Consider the following 18,331-nt stretch of genomic DNA (forward strand, 5'->3'; position numbering starts at 1 on the left):
GGGCGCCCCACGCAAGTGTATCCACCGAGGAGAGGGGCTGGCCCATCTGAGACGAGCCCCACTCGCGTTCAGACGAGTCTGTCCACCATCAGGTGCGCGAAAGCGGCCAGTGCCGCCTTCGGCTCGCCCTTGGGCAGCGCCTCGAGGCAGTCGATGGCGTCAGCGGCCCAGGCGCGCGCCAAAGAGCGGGTCTCGTCGAGCACATCGTGGACGCGCAGCATCGACACCACGTCGCCCAGCGTCTCGTCGGACGACAGATCCGAGCCCAGGCCCTCCAGGATGCGCCTGCCCGCGTCGTCGAGGGAGCCCTCCGCCTCGCGCCTGCGCAGCAGCAGCACCGGCAGCGTGTCCACGCCCTCGCGCAGATCCGTTCCCGGGGTCTTGCCCGACTGGCCCCCAGAGGACGCCAGGTCCAGGACGTCGTCGGCGATCTGGAACGCCACTCCCACCCGTTCGCCGAACTCGGCGACCACATCGCCCACGAAAGCCCCCGCGTCCGCCAGCAGCGCCCCGAAGGCGGCCGCCGAGGACACCAGGGACCCCGTCTTGTCGGCGAGGACACGCAGGTAGAACTCCACTGGATCCTCCCCTGGGACCGGGCCGAAGGTCTCGTTCAGCTGCCCCGCGCACAGGCGCTCGAAAGTCACGGCGTGGCGCGTGACCATCTCCGGGCCCAGCGAAGCGACCAGTTTCGACGCCCTCGCGAAAAGCACGTCCCCCGCCAGGATCGCCCTGTTGTTCCCCCACAGCCGCTGGGCGGAGGGGACGCCGCGCCGTGTGGGCGCCGAATCCATGACGTCGTCGTGGTACAGGGACGCCAGATGCGTGAGCTCCACCGCCGTGGCGCCTGTGATGACGCGCTCGCCGAGCGCCAGTTCGGGGCGTCCCAGCTGGGCGCACACCAGGGTGAGCAGCGGGCGCAGCCGCTTGCCCCCCGCCGCCGACAAGTGGGCGGTCAGTTCGTCGACGAGGCCCCGGGACGAGGAGACCGCCCCGGTCAGCTGGCGTTCAACGGCCTCGAGCCCCGGGGAAATGCGGGACTCGAGGCCGGGAACATGAAGATCTGCTGCTGAAACGCTCACGGAAGAAGTATGACGATCTTCGACAGCTGGGACAACACGGGGCCCGGGAATACGCCGAGTGCGATGGTCGCCACAGCGCAGATCGCGACCGCGATCCCCGTCAGTCCCTCACTGCGCACCACCACCGCGTCCCCCTCCGGCTCGGTGAAGAACATGAGGCGCACGAGGCGGAAGTAGTAGAAGGCCGTGATCGCCGAGGCGACCAGGGCCACGACGACCAGCCAGGCGAGGCCCCCGGCGGCGCCGTCGGAGAAGACCACGAACTTGCCGATGAAACCGCCCGTGAGCGGGATGCCCGCGAAGGACAGCAGGAACACGAGCATGGAAGCCGCCACCCACGGGTTCGTCCGCCCCAGGCCCGCCCAGCGCGACAACTGGTTGGCCTCGCCTCCCACCGCACCGTCCTGGTCGCGCGTGCGCACCAGTGTCACGACGCCGAAGGCGCCGACCGTGGCCAGGCCGTAGGACAGCACGTAGAGCAGCACATGGCCGGAACTGCCCTTGACCAGCGAGAACACGCCAATGAGGATGAACCCTGCGTGCGCGATCGACGAGAAGGCGAGCATCCTCTTCACGTCCGACTGGACGAGCCCGACGAAGGTGCCCACCACGATGGTGGCTGCGGCGACGGCCAGGAACACGGGGAGCAGGTCCCACGACAACAGGCCCGCCACCACCTGGTAGAAGCGGAGCAGCGCGCCGAACGCCGCCACCTTCACGGCCGCCGCCATGAACCCGGTGACCGGCGTGGGCGCACCGGTGTACACGTCTGGGGCCCACGCGTGGAAGGGCGCCGCGCCCACCTTGAACAGCAGGCCGGTCATGACGCACAGGACGCCGATGAGGACCAGGCGGTCCATCGCCACGGAGGCGCCGATCGCCTGGGCGAGGGCCGAGATCGTCAGGGAGTTCGACGCGCCGAAGAGCAGGGCCGCGCCCATGAGCATGAACGCCGAGGAGAAGGCGCCCAGGACGAAGTACTTCAGCGCAGCCTCGTGGGACAGCTGCCTGCGTCTGCGGGCGGTGGCCGCGAGCACGTACAGCGGCAGCGACATGACCTCCAGGGCGACGAAGAGCGCCACGAAGTTGTCCGCCGCCGGGAAGACCATCATGCCGCCCAACGAGAACAGGGCCAGGGGGAAGACCTCGGAGCGCTGGTAGCCCTTCGCCTCGGACAGCTCCTCAGCGGCCGAGCCCGGGCGGTCGGAGGGCTGGGCCGCGAAGGACCCGTCCCCCACACGCGTGCGGTCGGCCATGACCAGAATCGACAGGAAACCGATGATCGCCAAGGCGAACTGCGCGCCCACGGTCAGTGGATCCTCGATGTACTCCCCCAACGAGGCGGGGGCCGCCAGCACGGTGGTCCACCGCAGCGCCAGGACGGCCGCCGCGGCGCCGGTGGCGAAGAGGGCGAGGCCGATGACGATGGGCCGACGGGCGCGCACGGGGGCGAAAGCCTCGACCAGCACGCTCAGCACGGCGGTGCCCAGGACGATGAGGATGGGGGCCAGCGCCGCCCACCGGACGTCGGGGGCGGAGAAAGCTGCTTGGGGCAGGGGGATCACTTGGAGCTCCCTTCGGGAGAAGCGGAGGCGGTCGGCGCCGGGGAGCCCAGGGCCGCGTCATTGGCGATGGGGGTGAGCGCCGAGACGAGCGGGGCGCTCCAGATGCCCAGGACCAGCATCGCGGCGACGATGGGGGCCATGACGGCCCTCTCGCGCCCGCCGAGGTCGCTCAGGCCCTCCTTGCCCTTGGCGGGGGCACCCGTGAACACCCGCTGGTAGGGCATGAGCACGTACATGGCGGCGATGACGACGCCGAGGACCGCGAAGACGGCGATCGGAACGTTGACGCGCCACGTCCCCATCAGGACCAGGTACTCGGGCACGAAGCCCGACAGGCCGGGAAGCGCGATGGAGGCCAGGCCGGCCGTCAGCCACAGGCCCGCCAGGACGGGCGCGACGCGCTGCATCCCGGCGTACTCGCGCATGTCCTGTGTGCCGCCCCGGCGCGACAGCCACCCGGACAACCAGAACATCGCGGCAATGGACACCCCGTGGGCGACCATGTAGAACATCGCCCCCACCAGTGCCGTCTCGGAGCCGATGAAGACGCCGAGCACCATGAAACCGAAGTGGGACACCGAGGTGTAGGACACCAGGCGCATAATGTCGTTCTGTCCGTTGGCGGCCAGGCCGCCCCAGATGATGGACACGACGGCCAGGACCGCCATCGCCCACCTGGCGGAGGCCGATGGACCGGGGAGCATCCGCAGGCACAGCACGATCATCCCGTAAGTGCCGATCTTGTCGAGGACGCCGACCAGCAGCACCGACGTGCCGGGGCGGGCCACGGCGGCCGTGTCGGGCAGCCACGTGTGGACGGGCACCATCGGCGCTTTGATGGCGAAGGCCACCATGAAGGTCGCGAAGACGAGGGCCTGTGCCCCCTGGGGCAGGGACTGGGACACTTGGGCGAGCGTGTCGAAACGGAAGAAGGTCTCACGGGAGGCGGGCGCGGGGGCCGTCGCCCACAGGGCGACGACGCCGCCCAGCATGACGAGCCCGCCGAAGAGCGAGTAGAGGAGGAACTTCATGGCGGCCCGGTGGCGCGCGGCCTCCCCGCCCACCCCGTAGCGGCCGATCATGAGGTAGAGGGGCACCAGCATTGCCTCGAAGGCGAAGTAGAAGACCGCGAGATCCCACGCCGTGAAGATCGTGACCATGAAGGACTCGAGCGCGAGGACCAGGGCGGGATAGGCCCCCTGGTCGGCGGGTTCCTCCTCGTCCCACCCGGCGACGAGCACCAGCGGAACCAGCGCGGTGGCGAGCAGCACCATCACGAGGGACAGGGCGCTCACGGACAGGGACCAGCTGATTCCCAGCTGGGGGATCCACTTGAGGGAGTCGGTGACCTGGTACGAGGCGGGGGCCGACCAGTCGAAGCGCGTGGCAGCGACGACGAGCGCGAGGACCAGTTCGGCTGCGGACACGGCGAGGGCGACGGCCCGTCCGGCCGAGCGCCGCAGCGCGGGGACGAGGCCCAGCAGGGCCGCGCCGAGGGCCGGGAGGGCGACCATCGCGGTCAACCAGGGGAACTGTGAGACTTCCATTGCGTTTTCCATTGTTCGTGATCCCCTTCAGAGCCTGAACGCCAGGACGAGCGCCACCGCGGCCACCGCGCCCGCGAGGATGTACGAGGCGTAGGCGCGCACGAAGCCGTTCTGCGTGGCGCCGACGAGCTTCCCGACGCCTTGGCAGACGCGCCCGGCGCCGGTGAGAGCTCCGTCGATGACGGCGGAGTCGCCCACGGTGGCCACGGTGACGAGCCCTTTGGACGGCGCCATGAAGAGCGCCTCGTTGACTCTGTCCTGGTAGAGGTCTCGGCGCGCCGCCTCGGTGAGGGCGTTGCCCGCGGGGACGGATGCGGGGACCTCGGCGGCGCCGTACTTGCGCCAGGCGATCCACGCGCCCACGAGGACGAGGACCAGGGTGGCGCCCTGCAGGACGTACTCGCCCACGACGGGCTCGCCATGCTCGACGGGGCCGATGGCGGGCTCCAGCCACGTGGTGAAGAAGTCGCCGACGGACAGGGCCGCGCCGATCACGACGGCCCCGACGGCAAGGACGACCATCGGAATGGTCATGAGGGGGCTGGACTCGTGGGGGTGCACGGGGCTCCCCTCGGCCTCGGTGGTCCAGCGCGCCTTGCCGTGGAATGTCATGAAGAACAGGCGCGACATGTAGAACGCGGTGACGCCCGCGCCCACCAGGGCGACGGTGCCGAACACCCAGGGCGCCCACGGTGCCTCGGAGCCGCCGAAGGAGTGGATCGAGAACGCGGCCTCGATGATCTTGTCCTTCGACCAGTACCCGGACAGGGGCGGCACCCCCAGGATGGCCAGCCAGCCCATCATGAAGGTGAGCCACGTGACCTTCATGGCGCCGCGCAGGGCGCCGAAGCGGCGCATGTTCACCTGGTCGGCCATGCCGTGCATGACCGAGCCCGCGCCCAGGAACATCAGGGCCTTGAAGAAGCCGTGGGTGAACAGGTGGAAGATGGCGAAGGCCCAGCCGATGGGCCCCAGGCCCGCGCCGAGCATCATGTAGCCGATCTGGCTCATCGTCGAGGCCGCCAGGACCTTCTTCATGTCGTCCTTGGCGGATCCGACGACGGCGCCGAAGAGCAGGGTGATGGCGCCGACGACGACCACTGCCGCGGCGGCCGCCGGGGCGGCCGTGAAGACCGCGCCGGAGCGCACGACCAGGTAGACGCCCGCGGTGACCATGGTGGCCGCGTGGATGAGGGCCGACACGGGGGTCGGGCCGGCCATGGCGTCGCCCAGCCAGGCCTGCAGGGGGAACTGCGCGGACTTGCCGCAGGCGGCGACCAGCAGGAAGAGGCCGATGACGGTGGCCTGGACCTGTCCGGCCCCGCCCACCCCGGCGCTGACCTCGGCGTAGGAGACTGAGGAGAAGTTCGCGACCATGGCCATCATGGCGATGAGCATCCCCATGTCGCCCACGCGGTTCATGATGAAGGCCTTCTTGGCCGCCACGGCGTTGGCGGGGACGTGGTTCCAGAACCCGATGAGCAGGTACGAGGCCAGGCCCACGCCCTCCCAGCCCACGAAGAGGCCGGCGTAGGAGTCGGCGAGGACCAGGACGAGCATCGCCGCGATGAAGAGGTTGAGGTAGGCGAAGAAGCGGCGCCTCGCCTCGTCGTGGGCCATGTAGGCGATGGCGTACACGTGGATGAGGGAGCCCACGAAGGTCACCAGGATGACGAAGGTGAGGGAGAGCGGGTCGACCAGCACTCCGAAGTCCACCGTGAAGTCCCCGGCGGGGATCCAAGTGAACAGCGTCTGGGAGAAGCGCCTCGACGAGGGGTCGGAGCCGAGCATCTGGGCCGCCACGGCGGCGCCCACCCCGAAGGACGCCCACGAGGCCGCGGTGGCCAGCCAGTGCCCCCAGGAGTTGGCGGCGCGGCCCAGGAGCAGCAGCAGGCCCGCGCTTATCAGGGGCACCAGGATCATCAGGGGCGCCAGCGACGCGGCCCCCGTGGCAGCCGCGGGCGCGGCGGCGGTGGGCAGGAGGAACGGTGTCATGGTGTTGCCCTCCTTCAGTGCTTGAGCAGGTTGGCGTCGTCCACGCTGGTCGTGGCGCGCGAACGATAGATGGACACGATGATGGACAGGCCGACGACGACCTCGGCGGCAGCGACGACCATGACGAAGAACGCCATGATCTGCCCGTCGATGTTCGACCCGATGCGGGAGAATGCGACGAGCACCAGGTTCGCGGAGTTGAGCATGAGCTCGACGCCCATGAGGGAGATCACCGCGGAGCGGCGCACGAGGACCACGACGGCGCCAATGGCGAAGAGGACCGCCGCGAGGATGAGGTACCAGGCTAGGCTCACTTTGCTTCCTCCTGGGTGGTTGCCCCGTCGCTGCGGCGGGGCTCGGGCTGGTTGAGTCCGGTGGGGGCGGCGGGTCCTGGCATGCCCCACGATCCGGAACGGCCGACATCTGCAGGGCCGACGACTCCGAAGGGCGATTCGCTCTGGCCGTTGGCGCGCGCCAGGGCTTGGGCGACCTCCCTGTCGACCTCGCCGATGGACCGCTCCAGGCCGCGCACGCGCAGCACGCGGGGGACGGACTCCTCGACGGGGCCCAGTGTCTCGCCGGAGACGGCGGGCACATCGGCCGCGTTGGAGCGGGCGTACACGCCGGGGGCGGGCAGTTGGCCGATGCGGCGGCCGGACTGGGCGAAGGCGCGCATCTTGGAGCGCGCGGCCTGCGCCTGGCCGGCCTTGGGCACGAGGCGGTCCGAATGGGTGAGCACCATGGCGCCCAGGGCTGCGGTGATGAGCAGGCCCCCGGCCAGTTCCATCGACAGCCAGTGGCGTTCGAAGAGCATGACCGCCAGGTCCGTGATGGGGGCGTTCGAGTACGGGTCCACGGGCTCGGCCGTGCGGGCGTCGGCGGTGGAGCGGACCACGGCAGTCGTTACGCACACCGCCAGGCCCAGGCCGCCCAGGACGGCGGCGATGATCCGGCCGCGTCCCTGGAGGGCGTAGTCGTCGGACTCGCCGATGCCGATGAGCATGATGACGAAGAGGAAGAGCATCATGATCGCGCCCGTGTAAACGACGATCTGGGCGACCCCCAGGAAGGGGGCGTTGTTCGCGATGTAGAGGACCGCCAGGCCCAGCATCACCCCGACCATGCACACGGCGGAGTGGGCGGCCTTCTTGAAGAAGAGGACGCCCAGGGCGCAGGCGACCATGAAGACCGCGGCGCACGCGAACAGGACCGCCTCTCCCACCGAGCCCATGGCGGGCCAGCCTTGCAGCAGGTTCATCGTTCGTCCTCTCCCACGAGCGCCCGCGCGCCCGGCAGACTGGGGTCGTCGGGGCGCCGGCTCCCCACCCAGTCGATCTGCTCGGGCACGGGCCCATCGACTTCTCCACGGTAGTAGTCGCCATCGGATTTGCCCGGGACCATCGGGTGGGGCGTCGAGAGCATCCCCTCCGACAGGGGGACCAGCAGGTCGTCCTTGACGTAGATGTCGTCCTCGCGCGTGTACTCGGCCAACTCGAATTCGTTGGTCATCGTCAGCGCCCGCGTCGGGCACGCCTCAATGCACATGCCGCAGAAGATGCAGCGCAAGTAGTTGATCTCGTAGACGCGGCCGTAGCGCTCGCCCGCGGAGTACTGCTGGTCGGGGGTGTTGGAGGCGGCCTCGACGAAGATGGCGTCCGCGGGGCACGCCCACGCGCACAACTCGCAGCCGACGCACTTCTCAAGGCCGTCGGCGTAGCGGTTGAGCTGGTGGCGGCCGTGGAAGCGCGGCATGACGCGCGCTTTCTCGCGCGGGTACTGCTCGGTGACGGTGGGCCGGAAGAACGACGAGATGGTCACGCCGTACCCGGCCATGGGCGCCACGAACCGCCCGATGGGGCCCTTGGGGTCGTGCTCGAAGAGCATCTGCTCGTCGTCGGCGGGCTTCTTCTTACTCATCGGAACCCTCCTCGTGGGGGCTTGCCGGGCTGGTGTCCCCGGCTGCGGCAGCGGCTGCGCGCTCGGCGCGCGGCGAGGCGACGGGGGCCTGCCCCGGCAGCGGCGGGACGGGGAAGCCGTCCGCGAAACCCGTGTACTCCTCGTCGGCGGGGTCGTGGGCGGGCTCCTCACCGGGGTCGGTGACCCAGATGACGACCAGGGCGATCAGGAAGACGACGACGACCGAGCCGTAGAGCACGGGGGCGGACACCGTGACGAACTGGGTGAGGCCGCGCACCAGGGCGACCATGACGAGCCACGCCAGGGCGATGGGCATGAGCCACTTCCACCCCAGAGTCATGAACTGGTCGTAGCGGAAGCGCAGCAGTGTGGCCCGTGTCCAGATCAGCAGGAACATGAAGAACCACATCTTGAGGAAGAACCACACCATGCCCATCCACCCGGAGGCGAGGAACTCCACCTGGGACAGCGGCCAGGGGGCGTGCCAGCCCCCCAGGAACATGGTGGTCGCCACAGCGGACACGTTGAGCATGTTCACGTACTCGGACAGGTAGTACCAGCCGAACTTCATGGACGAGTACTCGGTCATGTGCCCGGCCACCAGCTCGCCCTCGGCCTCGGGCAGGTCGAAGGGAAGGCGGTTGACCTCGCCGGTGGCGGAGACGCAGTAGATGACGAAGGCGGGGAACAGGGTGAACACCCACCAGTACTGGCCCTGCGCGGCCACGATCTGGGAGGTGGACATCGTGCCCGACATGAGGAACACGGAGACCAGGGACAGGCCCATCGCGAGCTCGTAGGAGATCACCTGGGCGCTGGAGCGGACAGCACCGTACAGGGGCAGCGTGGAGCGTGTGGACCAGCCGCCCAGGACGATTCCGTACAGGCCCAGCGACGCGATCGCCAGGATGTACAGGGTGGCGACCGGCATGTCCGCCAGTTGCAGCGGGGACGAGTGGCCGAACAGGCCCACATTCGGGCCCATGGGGATCACGGCGAAGACGCTGAAGGCCGCGAAGGCCGCGATGGCGGGGGCCAGGAAGTAGAGGAACCTCTCGGCCCGCCTGGTCCACATGTCCTCCTTGAACAGGAGTTTGCCCGCGTCGGCGAAGGCCTGGAACAGGCCTAGGGGGCCCGCCACGTTGGGGCCGGGGCGGGTCTGCATGCGCCCCAGGCCGCGCCGCTCCACCCATAGGGCGAGCAGGACGTTGAAGATGAGGAAGACGATGATGAAGACCGCCTTGATGAGGGACAGCCACCAGGTCTCTTCGCTGAAATCCGCTGCGGTGTACTGAGCGGCCGCGGGGGCGAGGGCGCTCATCGGGCAACCTCCTGACTGGCGCTGAGCGTCACAACGGCGCCGGGCGCGCCGAGGGACTCGTGGACGATGGAACCGTTGGAGCACTCGGGCACCCACACGACGTGGTCGGGCAGGTCGTCGGCGACTGCGGGGAGTGTGAGGGAGCCACGGCCGGTGGTGATCGTGAGCGGCTGTCCTTCCGCCGCTCCTACGGCGGCCAGCGTGGCGGCCGAGGCGCGGGCGACGGGGGTGCGCGCCGCTCCGGCCAGCCAGGGCGCGCCGTCCTGGAGGCGGCCCGCGTCCAGCATCGGCTTGTGCGCGGCCAGGAGGGCCTGGCCCTCGCCGATCCCGGGCAGGGGCCGGGTGCCGGCGGGGGCGAACGCCTCGCGCGCGCCCTCCCAGTCCATCAGCGGGTTGGCCTCCGCGTAGAGGTCGGACAGGGCCGTGATCCCCAGGTCGGCGCCGAACTCCTCCGCCAGGCGCACCAGGACGTCGCGGTCGGTGAGGGAGCGCGCGGAGACGGCCTGGCCGAAGGGCCGCAGGCGGCCCTCCCAGTTGATGAAGGTCCCGTTCTTCTCGATAGGCGGGGCCACGGGGAGGACCACGTCGGCCAGGCGCGCCACCTCCGAAGAGCGGACCTCGAGGCTCACCACGAAGGGGGTGGCCGCGATGGCGGCGCGCACGGCGTCCGGGTCGGCGAAGTCGCGCACGTCGACGCCTCCGATGACCAGGGCGCCCAGGTCGCCCCGGGCAGCGGCGGCCAGCATGCCCTCGGCGTCGAGGCCCCGCTCGGAGGGAGCCCCCTCCCAGTCCAGGCCCGTCGCGTCGGCGCCGGCCAGGGGCCTGCCGAAGGGTGCGAGCCCGGGCAGCAAGCCCGCTTCCAGGGCGGCGCGGTCCCCGGCGCGCCTGGGCACCCACGCGAGGCGGGCGCCGCTGCGCTGGGCCAGGGCGCGCACCGCTGTGAGCAGCCCGGGGGTGCGGGCGGCGCGCTCGCCCACCAGGACGACGCCCCCTGCCAGGGCGTCGAAGAGCGCGGCGTTCTGGCCGCCGGGGGCAATGGAATCAACGACAGCGGGCTCAGTGCCGGGCGCGGAGCGCAGGACGGCGGCGGAGAGCTTCTGGGAGCCGGCGGACGTGAACGGGGCGACGGTGGCGACCCGCACCCCGCCGCGGCGCACCCCTTTTCGCAGGCGCAGGAAGAGGGCGCCGCACTCGTCCTCGGGCTCCAGGGCGACGAGGAGGACCTGGCCGGCGCCCTCCAAGTCGGAGTAGGTGACGCCCAGGCCGGAGCCGGCGACCGTGGAGGCCAGGAAAGAGCGCTCCTCCTCGGTGGCCTCGCGCGAGCGGAAGTCGATATTGTCCGACCCCAGGACGGTGCGCGCGAACTTGGACCACGCCCAAGCGTCCTCGAAGGTGAGGCGCCCACCGGGCAGGAACCCGGCGGAGGGGGCCGCCTCCAGTCCCTTGCGCGCGCGGTCGAGGGCGTCCGACCACGAGGTTGGGACCAGTTCCCCGTCCTCGCGCACCAGGGGGGCCCTCAAGCGGTCCTGCCCGTCCCACTCGAAGGCGAAGCGGTCCTTGTCGGTGATCCACTCCTCGTTGACCTCGGGGTCGTTGCCGGCCATGCGGCGCACGACCTCTCCGCGGCGGATGTCCTGGCGGATCGCCGAGCCGGAGGCATCGTGCTCGCTCACCGACGCGGTGGAGACCAGGTCGAAGGGGCGGGCGCGGAAGCGGTAGGACGCCGCGGTCAGGGCGCCCACGGGGCAGATCTGGATGATGTTGCCGGAGAAGTACGAGGCGAAGGCCCGCCCCGACTGGTCGAGGCCGGCGGGACCCAGGTCCCCCTCGTTGAAGGAGCCTGCGATGGCGTCGGTGCCGTAGGGGCTGGAGAGGTCGGGGGCCGAGTTGTCCTTGGCCGCCGGGTCGAAGAACCCGAGGGTGGTGGTGTCGAAGCCGCCGATCTGCTCGCCCATGAAGTAGTGGTCGTCGGTGGGGGCGGTGCCCCCGCCCCGGCCCTGCAGGTCGATGAAGACGTCCCCGGAGATCTCCTTGCCGAAGCGCACGCACCTCTGGCACAGGATGCAGCGCTCCCGGTCGAGCAGGATCTGGCTGGTGAGGCGCAGGGGCTTCTTGAAGGTCCGTTTGGCGTCGGCGAAGCGGGACTTGCCGCGCCCCTCGGTCATGGCCTGGTTCTGCAGGGGGCACTCGCCGCCCTTGTCGCACACGGGGCAGTCCAGCGGGTGGTTGATGAGCAGGAACTCCATGACGCCGCGCTGGGCGGTGTCGGCCACCTCGGAGGTGCGCTGGGTTTTGACGACCATCCCCGGGGTGACGGTCTGCGCGCACGAGGGCTGTGGCTTGGGCATGAAGCGCAGCTCGCCGGTGTTGCGGTCGGGCATGCCGACCTCGACGAGGCACTGGCGGCATGCGGCGACGGGTTCCAGCAACGGGTGGTCGCAGAAACGGGGGATGCGGATACCGGCCTGCTCGGCGGCCCTGATGACCAGGGTCCCCTGGGGCACTGAGACGTGGACGTCGTCGATGATGACGTCGACCATCGTGGGGGCGTCGCTCATCGGGCTCCTCCTCGCGCGTGGGTGGCGGACGCCCCGTAGGGGAAGCGCTCGCGCGCGGGCGTGGTCAGCCCCGCCTCGAACTCCTCGCGGAAGCGTTTGATGCCGGACATGATGGGGGTCGCGGCGGCGTCGCCCAGGGGGCAGAAGCTGCGCCCCGCGATGTTGTGGGCGATCTCGTCGAGCAGGTCGACGTCTCCGGGCAGGCCCTCGCCCCGCTCCAGGCGGAACATGATCTGCTTGATCCAGTAGGTGCCCTCGCGGCACGGCGTGCACTTGCCGCACGACTCGTGCTGGTAGAACTCGCTCCACCTGGCGATGACGCGGACGACGGACACCGTCTCGTCGAAGACCTGCAGCGCGCGGGTGCCCAGCATGGACCCTGCGGCGCCCACGGACTCGTAATCCAACGGGGTGTCCAGCTCGTCCTCGGTGAAGATCGGCGTGGACGAGCCCCCGGGCGTCCAGAACTTCAGGCGGTGGCCCTCGCGGATGCCGCCGGCCATTTCGATGAGCTCGCGCATGGTGATGCCGAAAGGCGCCTCGAACTGGCCGGGGTTGGCCACGTGGCCCGACAGGGAGAAGATGCCGTGGCCCTTGGACTTGTCGGTGCCCATCGACGAGTACCACTGCGGCGAGTTGCGGAAAACGCCCGCCACCTGCGCGATGGTCTCGACGTTGTTGACCACGGTGGGGCGGGCGTACAGGCCCGCAACCGCCGGGAAGGGGGGCTTGAGGCGCGGGTGGCCCCGGCGGCCCTCGAGGGAGTCGAGCAGGGCCGTCTCCTCGCCGCAGATGTACGCGCCTGCGCCCGCGTGGGCGGTGATGCGCAGGCCGCCGAGCACGCCGGCTTCGGTGGCCTCGCGCACCGCCTCAAGCAGGCGGCGGTACACGTGGGCGACTTCGCCGCGCAAGTAGACGAAGGCGTGGTCGCAGCCGATGGCGCGCGAGGTGATCGCGATGCCCTCGATGAGCACGTGCGGGTTGCCCATGATGAGGGGGATGTCCTTGCAGGTGCCGGGCTCGGACTCGTCGGCGTTGACGACGAGGTAGCGGGGCCCGCCGTCGTCGGGCGGCAGGAAGGACCACTTGAGGCCGGTGGGGAAGCCCGCTCCGCCCCGGCCCCGCAGGCCCGAGGCCTTGACGGCGTCGATGATGGCGGCGGGCTCCATCGTGCGGGCCTTCTCCAGCCCCTGGTAGCCGCCGCGCTCGCGGTAGGAGTCGAGGGTCCAGGACCGCTCCTCGCCCCACCCGTGGGTGAGGACCGGGGTGAGCGGTCCGGGCGCGCGGTAGGTCGTCACGCCTGCTCGCCTCCCTCCGCCTGGACGCCGTCGGGAACGGCGACGGGTTCGGTCCACCCGTTCTCGTGGGCGATCCCCACGCCCAGCAGTGTGGCCGGGCCCGCGGAGGGGCCCTCGTCGGCGCGGCCGTCGGGAAAGCCCGCCAGGACCCTCTCGTTCTCCTTGAAGGTGGGTGCTACTGCGGGACCGCGCGTGGGGTGGATGTCGCGCCCGGCCTCGATGTCGTCGATGATCGCCAGCGCGGACTCGGGAGTCTGGTTGTCGAAGAACTCCCAGTTGACCATGACCACGGGGGCGTAGTCGCACGCGGCGTTGCACTCGATGCGCTCCAGGGTGATCCGGCCCGACTCGCTGGTCTCGTCACTGCCGACGCCGACCTTGGCGCAGACCCTCTCCCAGATCTCGTCCCCGCCCATGACCGCGCACAGGGCGTTGGTGCACACGCCCACGAGGTAGTCGCCAGTCGGGTGGCGCTTGTACTGCGTGTAGAAGGTGGCGACGGCGGAGATCTCGGCCCGGGGCAGGTCGAGGATCCGCGAGATCAGATCGATGCCGTCGGCGCTGACGTAGCCGTCGACGGACTGGACGAGGTGGAGCATCGGCAGCAGGGCGCTGCGCGAGTGCCCCTCGGGGTAGCGGGCAATGATCTGCGCGGAGTCCGCCCGCAGCCGGGCCTCAACGTCTGGGGTGTAGCTCATCGGTCAACGCCTCCGAGGACGGGGTCGATTGCGGCCAGGGAGACGACCACGTCGGCCAGCTGGCCGCCCTCGGTCATCATGGCCAGTGATTGCAGGTTCGCGAAGGAGGGGTCGCGGAAGTGCGCGCGGAACGGGCGCGTCCCCCCGTCGGAGACCAGGTGGACTCCGAGGATCCCCTTGGCGTGCTCGACGGTCTGGTAGACCTGCCCGGCGGGCACGTGGAACCCTTCGGTGACCAGCTTGAAGTGGTGGATGAGGGACTCCATCGACTCCCCCATGATCTCGCGGACGTGGTCCGGGGAGTTGCCCTGCCCGTCGGAGGCGACGGCCAGGCGCGCGGGCCAGGCGATCTGCGGGTCGGACACCATGACCGGCGCCCCCTCGCAGGCCTCGAGGCGCTCCAGGGCCTGCCACACGATGCGCATCGACTCGTAGCACTCGTCGAAGCGCACCATCGTGCGGTTGTACGCGTCGGACTGGTCCCGGGTGGGCACGTCGAACTCGTAGTCCTCGTAGCCGCAGTAGGGCTGGGACTTGCGCAGGTCGAGGGGCAGGCCGGCTGCGCGCACCCCCGGGCCCGTGTGGCCCAGGGCCATGAGGGCGCTGAGCGGCATGACGGCCACGTCGCACAGGCGCTTCTTGAAGATGGGGTTCTCCTGGAGGATGTCCTGGAGCTCCCCGATGTCGCGGCGCACGCCCCGCAGGCGCTCGCGGATGTAGCCGGTGGTGCCCTCGCCGATGTCTTGGATGACGCCGCCGGGGCGGATGTACTCGTGGTTCATGCGCAGCCCGGTCACGCGCTCGAAGACCCGGAGGATCTCCTCGCGCCCGCGGAAGGCGATGGTCATGATGGTCGTGGCGCCCATCTCGTTGCCCGTGGAGCCGATGGCGACCAGGTGCGAGGCGATGCGGCACAGCTCCATCATGACGACGCGGATCAGCGAGGCGCGCTCGGGCACGTCGTCGGTGATGCCGAGCAGTTGCTCGACGCCCAGGCAGTAGGCGGCCTCCTGGAAGAACGGCGCCACGTAGTCCATGCGCGTGCAGTAGGCGACGCCCTGGGTCCAGGTGCGGTACTCCATGTTCTTCTCGATGCCGGTGTGCAGGTAGCCGGTATCGACGCGGGTCTCGCGGACCTTCTCGCCGTCGAGCTCCAGGATGAGGCGGAGCACGCCGTGCGTGGAGGGGTGGACGGGCCCCAGGTTGACGACGATGCGCTCGGAGGTGATCTTCTCGATCTCGGCCAGGACCTCGTCCCAGTCCCCGCCCTGGGCGAGGACCTCCGGGATGTCGTCGAGGGGCAGGTCGCTGGCACCGGGCGCTGCGTGGAAGGCGGGTCGGCTCATCAGTTCACGCTCCTACGCGTGTCGGGGGGCGGCGTGGTGGCGCCCTTGAACTCGACGGGGACGCCGCCGAGGGGGTAGTCCTTGCGCTGGGGGTGGCCCACCCAGTCGTCCGGCAGGGCAGTGCGGGTCAGCGAGGGGTGAGAGGTGAAGACGATGCCGATGAGGTCCCAGGTCTCCCTCTCCTGCCAGTCGTTGGCGGGGTAGACGGAGACGATGGAGGGGATGCGGGGATCAGCGTCGGGGCAGACGACCTCGAGGCGGATCATCCGGTTGTGGGTGATCGAGTACAGGGGGTAGATGGCGTGGAGCTCCCGCCCGGTGTCGGCCGGGTAGTGGACGCCGTTGGTGCCCAGGCACATCTCGAAGCGCAGGTCGGGGTCGTCGCGCAGGTGCTCGGCGACGCGCACGATGTGCTCACGGGCGATGAAGACGGTGAGCTGGCCGCGGTCGACGACCACCTTCTCGATGACGTCGGCGACTTCGAGGCCGTCGGCCCCGATGAGCTCCTCGAGGACGTCGACGGCCTGGTCGAACCACCCGCCGTAGGGCCGGGCCGCCTCTCCGGGCAGGAAGGAGTCGGCGACCAGGCCGGCGAAACCGGAGGTGGAGGAGTCGCCTCCCGCGCCGAAGAGGCCCTCTCGGCGGGCGATGGGTTCGGGCAGCGCGAAGCCGCGCGGGGACGGGGCCGCCCCTGCCCGGGCGGGCGCGTCGTCCCCGGGGATCGGCAGGTCGCTCATACGAGGAGTCCCTTCATCTGGTGGGTCGGGGTCGCCTCGAGGGCGGCCTGCTCGGCTTTGCGCGCGATCTCGCGGCGGTGGACGCCCAGCGGCTCCTTGCCGATCTGCTCGCGCAGCACCAGGACCGCGTGGATGAGGGCCTCGGGGCGGGGCGGGCACCCGGGCAGGTAGACATCGACGGGCACGATGTGGTCGCAGCCCTGCACCACGGCGTAGTTGTTGAAGACGCCGCCGGAGGAGGCGCAGGCGCCCATGGAGATCACCCATTTGGGCTCGGGCATGGAGTCGTAGACGCGCCGGATGATGGGGGCCATCTTGTGGCTGACGCGGCCCGACACGATCATCAGGTCCGAGTGGCGCGGCGAGGCGCGGAAGACCTCCAAGCCGAAGCGCGCCATGTCGAAACGGGGCGTGCCCGCGGCCATCATCTCAATGGCGCAGCACGCCAGGCCCATTGTGACGGGCCACTGGCTGTACTTGCGTGCAAGCCCGAGGACTTTCTCGACGCTGGTCAGCGCGATGCCCGCGGGCAGGGATTCTTCAAGACCCATGTTTCTCCTCAGCCCCTCTCCGTCAGTAGTCCAGGCCGCCGCGGCGCCACTCGTAGGCGTAGGGCACAGCCAGGGTCACCAGGAAGCTCATCATGACGACCAGGCCGAAGAGGCCGAGCTGGTTGAAGCTGACCGCCCACGGGTACATGAAGACCACTTCGATGTCGAAGATGATGAAGGTCATGGCGACCAGGTAGTAGCGCACAGGGAAACGGCCCTCGGTGAGGTGGGCGCTGGTGGGCTGGATGCCGCACTCGTAGTTGTCCGCCTTGGTCCTGGACTTCTTCGTGGGGCCCAGGACGGCGGAGGCGACCAGGCCACCGAATGCCAGTACGAGGGCGGCTGCCGACATGATGAGCAGCGGCACGTAGGGATTCGTCATTGTTCCTCCCGGGGTGTGGGCGTGGTACTGGTCGTGGTCATGCCGAGGGCACCAGCTTCGTCAGCGTTGTGATGAGCCGGTCGTCGATATCGCCGCCGTGGCGCTCGTACCCGTCCGAGAGGAGTTTGTGGACGAGTTTCATCAGGCGCGGCATGGGGAGGCCGAGGTTCGTGCACGCCCGCATGATCCGGGGTCTGCCGATGAGGGCGACGAAGGCGCGGCCGAGTTGGTAGTAGCCGCCGTACTCTTCGCGCAGCAGGCGGGGGTACTCGCCCATGGCGCGGTCGAATCCGGCGCGGGTCGTGCGGCGCAGGGCCTGGACGGCGCAGGAGGCGGCGAAGCGCCCGGCGCGCATCGCCGGGGCGATGCCCTCGCCGTTGTAGGGGGAGACCATCCCCCCGGCGTCGCCCACCAGGGCCAGACCCTGGGCGTAGTGGGGGGTGCGGTTGAAGCACATGGGCAGGGCGGCCGAGCGCAGGGGGCCGATCTGGTTGTCGGGGGTGAGTCCCCATTCGGCGGGCAGGTTCGAGGTCCACGCCTCGAAGACCTTCTTGTAGGGCAGGTCGGCGCCGCCCGCTCGGGAGGAGACGGAGCCGAGTCCGACGTTGACGACGCCGTCGCCCATGGGGAAGATCCACCCGTACCCGGGCAGCAGGTCGGAGCGCCCGGGCTCGCCGCTCCACAGCTCCAGGTGGGACTCCATCCACTCCTCGTCGCCCCTGGGGGAGCGGAAGTAGGCGCGCGCGGCGACCCCCATCGGCCGGTCGTCCCGCTTGGCCAGGCCGAGGCCAGTGGACAGGCGCGCCGCGACTCCGCCCGCGTCGACGGTGAGGGGGGCGCTGACCGTGTAGGAGCGGGAGTGGCGGCCCCGACCTGATTTGACAGCGACCCCGGTGACGCGGCCCGAGGCGTCCGTGGTGGCCCCGGTGACGGCAGCGCCCTCCACCAGGCGCGCCCCGGCCCCGACGGCACGGCGGACCAGGGCGTGGTCGAGGTCGGCGCGGGCGCGGGTGAGTCCGTAGCCGGGCAGCGACTTCTGGTCGGGCCACTCCATGCGGATGGTGTGCCCGCCGCCGATGACGGTCAGGCCGCGGTTGCGCGCCCATCCCGTCGTGTCCACGCCCATGGCGGCCAGCTCGTGGACCGCAGCGGGGGTGAGCCCGTCGCCGCAGATCTTGTCGCGCGGGAAGGCGCTCTTGTCGAGCAGGAGGACGTCCGCGCCCGCGGTGGCCAAGTGGTAGGCGGTGGCGGCTCCAGCGGGGCCCGCGCCGACGACGACGACGTCGGCGCCGGTATCGCCCCCGCTATTGGCTGCCACCTTCATCCTCCGTGTC

16 protein-coding genes are annotated in these 18,331 nt (G+C 70.4%); all 16 read right to left on the reverse strand.

Going from position 1 to position 18,331, the window contains the following annotated elements:
* Window positions 1–68: 68 nt before the first annotated feature.
* From G447_RS0105780 to G447_RS0105855, 16 genes are read right to left on the reverse strand one after another with little or no spacing between them, the layout of a single operon-like run.
* On the reverse strand, window positions 69–1,082 hold the full coding sequence (locus G447_RS0105780; RefSeq protein WP_005870490.1) for a polyprenyl synthetase family protein: 1,014 nt from the start codon (window positions 1,080–1,082) through the stop codon (window positions 69–71).
* On the reverse strand, window positions 1,079–2,647 hold the full coding sequence (gene nuoN, locus G447_RS0105785; RefSeq protein ID WP_005870495.1) for an NADH-quinone oxidoreductase subunit NuoN: 1,569 nt from the start codon (window positions 2,645–2,647) through the stop codon (window positions 1,079–1,081). Before nuoN ends, G447_RS0105780 begins: the two co-directional genes overlap by 4 nt.
* Window positions 2,644–4,194 carry a complex I subunit 4 family protein gene (locus G447_RS0105790; protein WP_026430379.1) on the reverse strand — a complete coding sequence of 517 codons (1,551 nt, stop codon included), beginning with the start codon at window positions 4,192–4,194 and terminating at the stop codon, window positions 2,644–2,646. Before G447_RS0105790 ends, nuoN begins: the two co-directional genes overlap by 4 nt.
* Before the next feature lie 27 nt (window positions 4,195–4,221).
* Window positions 4,222–6,189 (reverse strand): NADH-quinone oxidoreductase subunit L, encoded by a 1,968-nt coding sequence (gene nuoL, locus G447_RS0105795; protein ID WP_026430380.1) that lies wholly within the window; start codon window positions 6,187–6,189, stop codon window positions 4,222–4,224.
* A gap of 14 nt (window positions 6,190–6,203) precedes the next feature.
* Window positions 6,204–6,503: an NADH-quinone oxidoreductase subunit NuoK gene (gene nuoK, locus G447_RS0105800; RefSeq protein WP_005870474.1), complete on the reverse strand. Its 300-nt coding sequence runs from the start codon at window positions 6,501–6,503 to the stop codon at window positions 6,204–6,206.
* A complete protein-coding gene (locus G447_RS0105805; protein ID WP_005870468.1) occupies window positions 6,500–7,447 on the reverse strand; it encodes an NADH-quinone oxidoreductase subunit J in 948 nt (315 codons plus the stop codon). The genes nuoK and G447_RS0105805 overlap by 4 nt, the downstream gene beginning before the upstream one ends.
* A complete protein-coding gene (nuoI, locus tag G447_RS0105810) occupies window positions 7,444–8,106 on the reverse strand; it encodes an NADH-quinone oxidoreductase subunit NuoI (protein WP_026430381.1) in 663 nt (220 codons plus the stop codon). The genes G447_RS0105805 and nuoI overlap by 4 nt, the downstream gene beginning before the upstream one ends.
* Complete coding sequence (nuoH, locus tag G447_RS0105815) at window positions 8,099–9,427, reverse strand: NADH-quinone oxidoreductase subunit NuoH (protein ID WP_005870465.1); 1,329 nt, start codon at window positions 9,425–9,427, stop codon at window positions 8,099–8,101. Before nuoH ends, nuoI begins: the two co-directional genes overlap by 8 nt.
* Window positions 9,424–11,985 (reverse strand): NADH-quinone oxidoreductase subunit G, encoded by a 2,562-nt coding sequence (locus G447_RS0105820; RefSeq protein ID WP_026430382.1) that lies wholly within the window; start codon window positions 11,983–11,985, stop codon window positions 9,424–9,426. Before G447_RS0105820 ends, nuoH begins: the two co-directional genes overlap by 4 nt.
* Window positions 11,982–13,283, reverse strand: coding sequence for an NADH-quinone oxidoreductase subunit NuoF (gene nuoF / locus G447_RS0105825; RefSeq protein ID WP_005869341.1), 1,302 nt, complete (start codon window positions 13,281–13,283; stop codon window positions 11,982–11,984). The genes G447_RS0105820 and nuoF overlap by 4 nt, the downstream gene beginning before the upstream one ends.
* Window positions 13,280–13,981, reverse strand: coding sequence for an NADH-quinone oxidoreductase subunit NuoE (gene nuoE / locus G447_RS0105830; RefSeq protein ID WP_005869354.1), 702 nt, complete (start codon window positions 13,979–13,981; stop codon window positions 13,280–13,282). The genes nuoF and nuoE overlap by 4 nt, the downstream gene beginning before the upstream one ends.
* Window positions 13,978–15,327, reverse strand: a complete 1,350-nt coding sequence (locus tag G447_RS0105835; RefSeq protein WP_005869345.1) for an NADH-quinone oxidoreductase subunit D — start codon at window positions 15,325–15,327, stop codon at window positions 13,978–13,980. The genes nuoE and G447_RS0105835 overlap by 4 nt, the downstream gene beginning before the upstream one ends.
* Window positions 15,327–16,064: an NADH-quinone oxidoreductase subunit C gene (locus tag G447_RS0105840; RefSeq protein ID WP_005869343.1), complete on the reverse strand. Its 738-nt coding sequence runs from the start codon at window positions 16,062–16,064 to the stop codon at window positions 15,327–15,329. The genes G447_RS0105835 and G447_RS0105840 overlap by 1 nt, the downstream gene beginning before the upstream one ends.
* Window positions 16,061–16,615 (reverse strand): NADH-quinone oxidoreductase subunit B, encoded by a 555-nt coding sequence (locus G447_RS0105845; RefSeq protein ID WP_005869347.1) that lies wholly within the window; start codon window positions 16,613–16,615, stop codon window positions 16,061–16,063. Before G447_RS0105845 ends, G447_RS0105840 begins: the two co-directional genes overlap by 4 nt.
* Before the next feature lie 22 nt (window positions 16,616–16,637).
* Window positions 16,638–16,997 carry an NADH-quinone oxidoreductase subunit A gene (locus G447_RS0105850; protein ID WP_005869353.1) on the reverse strand — a complete coding sequence of 120 codons (360 nt, stop codon included), beginning with the start codon at window positions 16,995–16,997 and terminating at the stop codon, window positions 16,638–16,640.
* A 37-nt stretch (window positions 16,998–17,034) separates the two neighbouring features.
* A complete protein-coding gene (locus G447_RS0105855) occupies window positions 17,035–18,321 on the reverse strand; it encodes a geranylgeranyl reductase family protein (RefSeq protein WP_005869351.1) in 1,287 nt (428 codons plus the stop codon).
* Window positions 18,322–18,331: the final 10 nt, after the last annotated feature.

This window comes from Schaalia georgiae DSM 6843, assembly GCF_000429245.1.
Taxonomy (GTDB): Bacteria; Actinomycetota; Actinomycetes; order Actinomycetales; family Actinomycetaceae; genus Pauljensenia; species Pauljensenia georgiae.

Coding starts and splice junctions, on each gene's coding strand:
- G447_RS0105790 (WP_026430379.1), bottom strand. CDS start 4,194: ATGGAAGTCTCACAGTTCCCCTGGTTGACCGCGATGGTCGCCCTCCCG.
- nuoL (WP_026430380.1), bottom strand. CDS start 6,189: ATGACACCGTTCCTCCTGCCCACCGCCGCCGCGCCCGCGGCTGCCACG.
- G447_RS0105805 (WP_005870468.1), bottom strand. CDS start 7,447: ATGAACCTGCTGCAAGGCTGGCCCGCCATGGGCTCGGTGGGAGAGGCG.
- nuoI (WP_026430381.1), bottom strand. CDS start 8,106: ATGAGTAAGAAGAAGCCCGCCGACGACGAGCAGATGCTCTTCGAGCAC.
- nuoH (WP_005870465.1), bottom strand. CDS start 9,427: ATGAGCGCCCTCGCCCCCGCGGCCGCTCAGTACACCGCAGCGGATTTC.
- G447_RS0105820 (WP_026430382.1), bottom strand. CDS start 11,985: ATGAGCGACGCCCCCACGATGGTCGACGTCATCATCGACGACGTCCAC.
- nuoE (WP_005869354.1), bottom strand. CDS start 13,981: ATGAGCTACACCCCAGACGTTGAGGCCCGGCTGCGGGCGGACTCCGCG.
- G447_RS0105835 (WP_005869345.1), bottom strand. CDS start 15,327: ATGAGCCGACCCGCCTTCCACGCAGCGCCCGGTGCCAGCGACCTGCCC.
- G447_RS0105840 (WP_005869343.1), bottom strand. CDS start 16,064: ATGAGCGACCTGCCGATCCCCGGGGACGACGCGCCCGCCCGGGCAGGG.
- G447_RS0105845 (WP_005869347.1), bottom strand. CDS start 16,615: ATGGGTCTTGAAGAATCCCTGCCCGCGGGCATCGCGCTGACCAGCGTC.
- G447_RS0105850 (WP_005869353.1), bottom strand. CDS start 16,997: ATGACGAATCCCTACGTGCCGCTGCTCATCATGTCGGCAGCCGCCCTC.
- G447_RS0105855 (WP_005869351.1), bottom strand. CDS start 18,321: ATGAAGGTGGCAGCCAATAGCGGGGGCGATACCGGCGCCGACGTCGTC.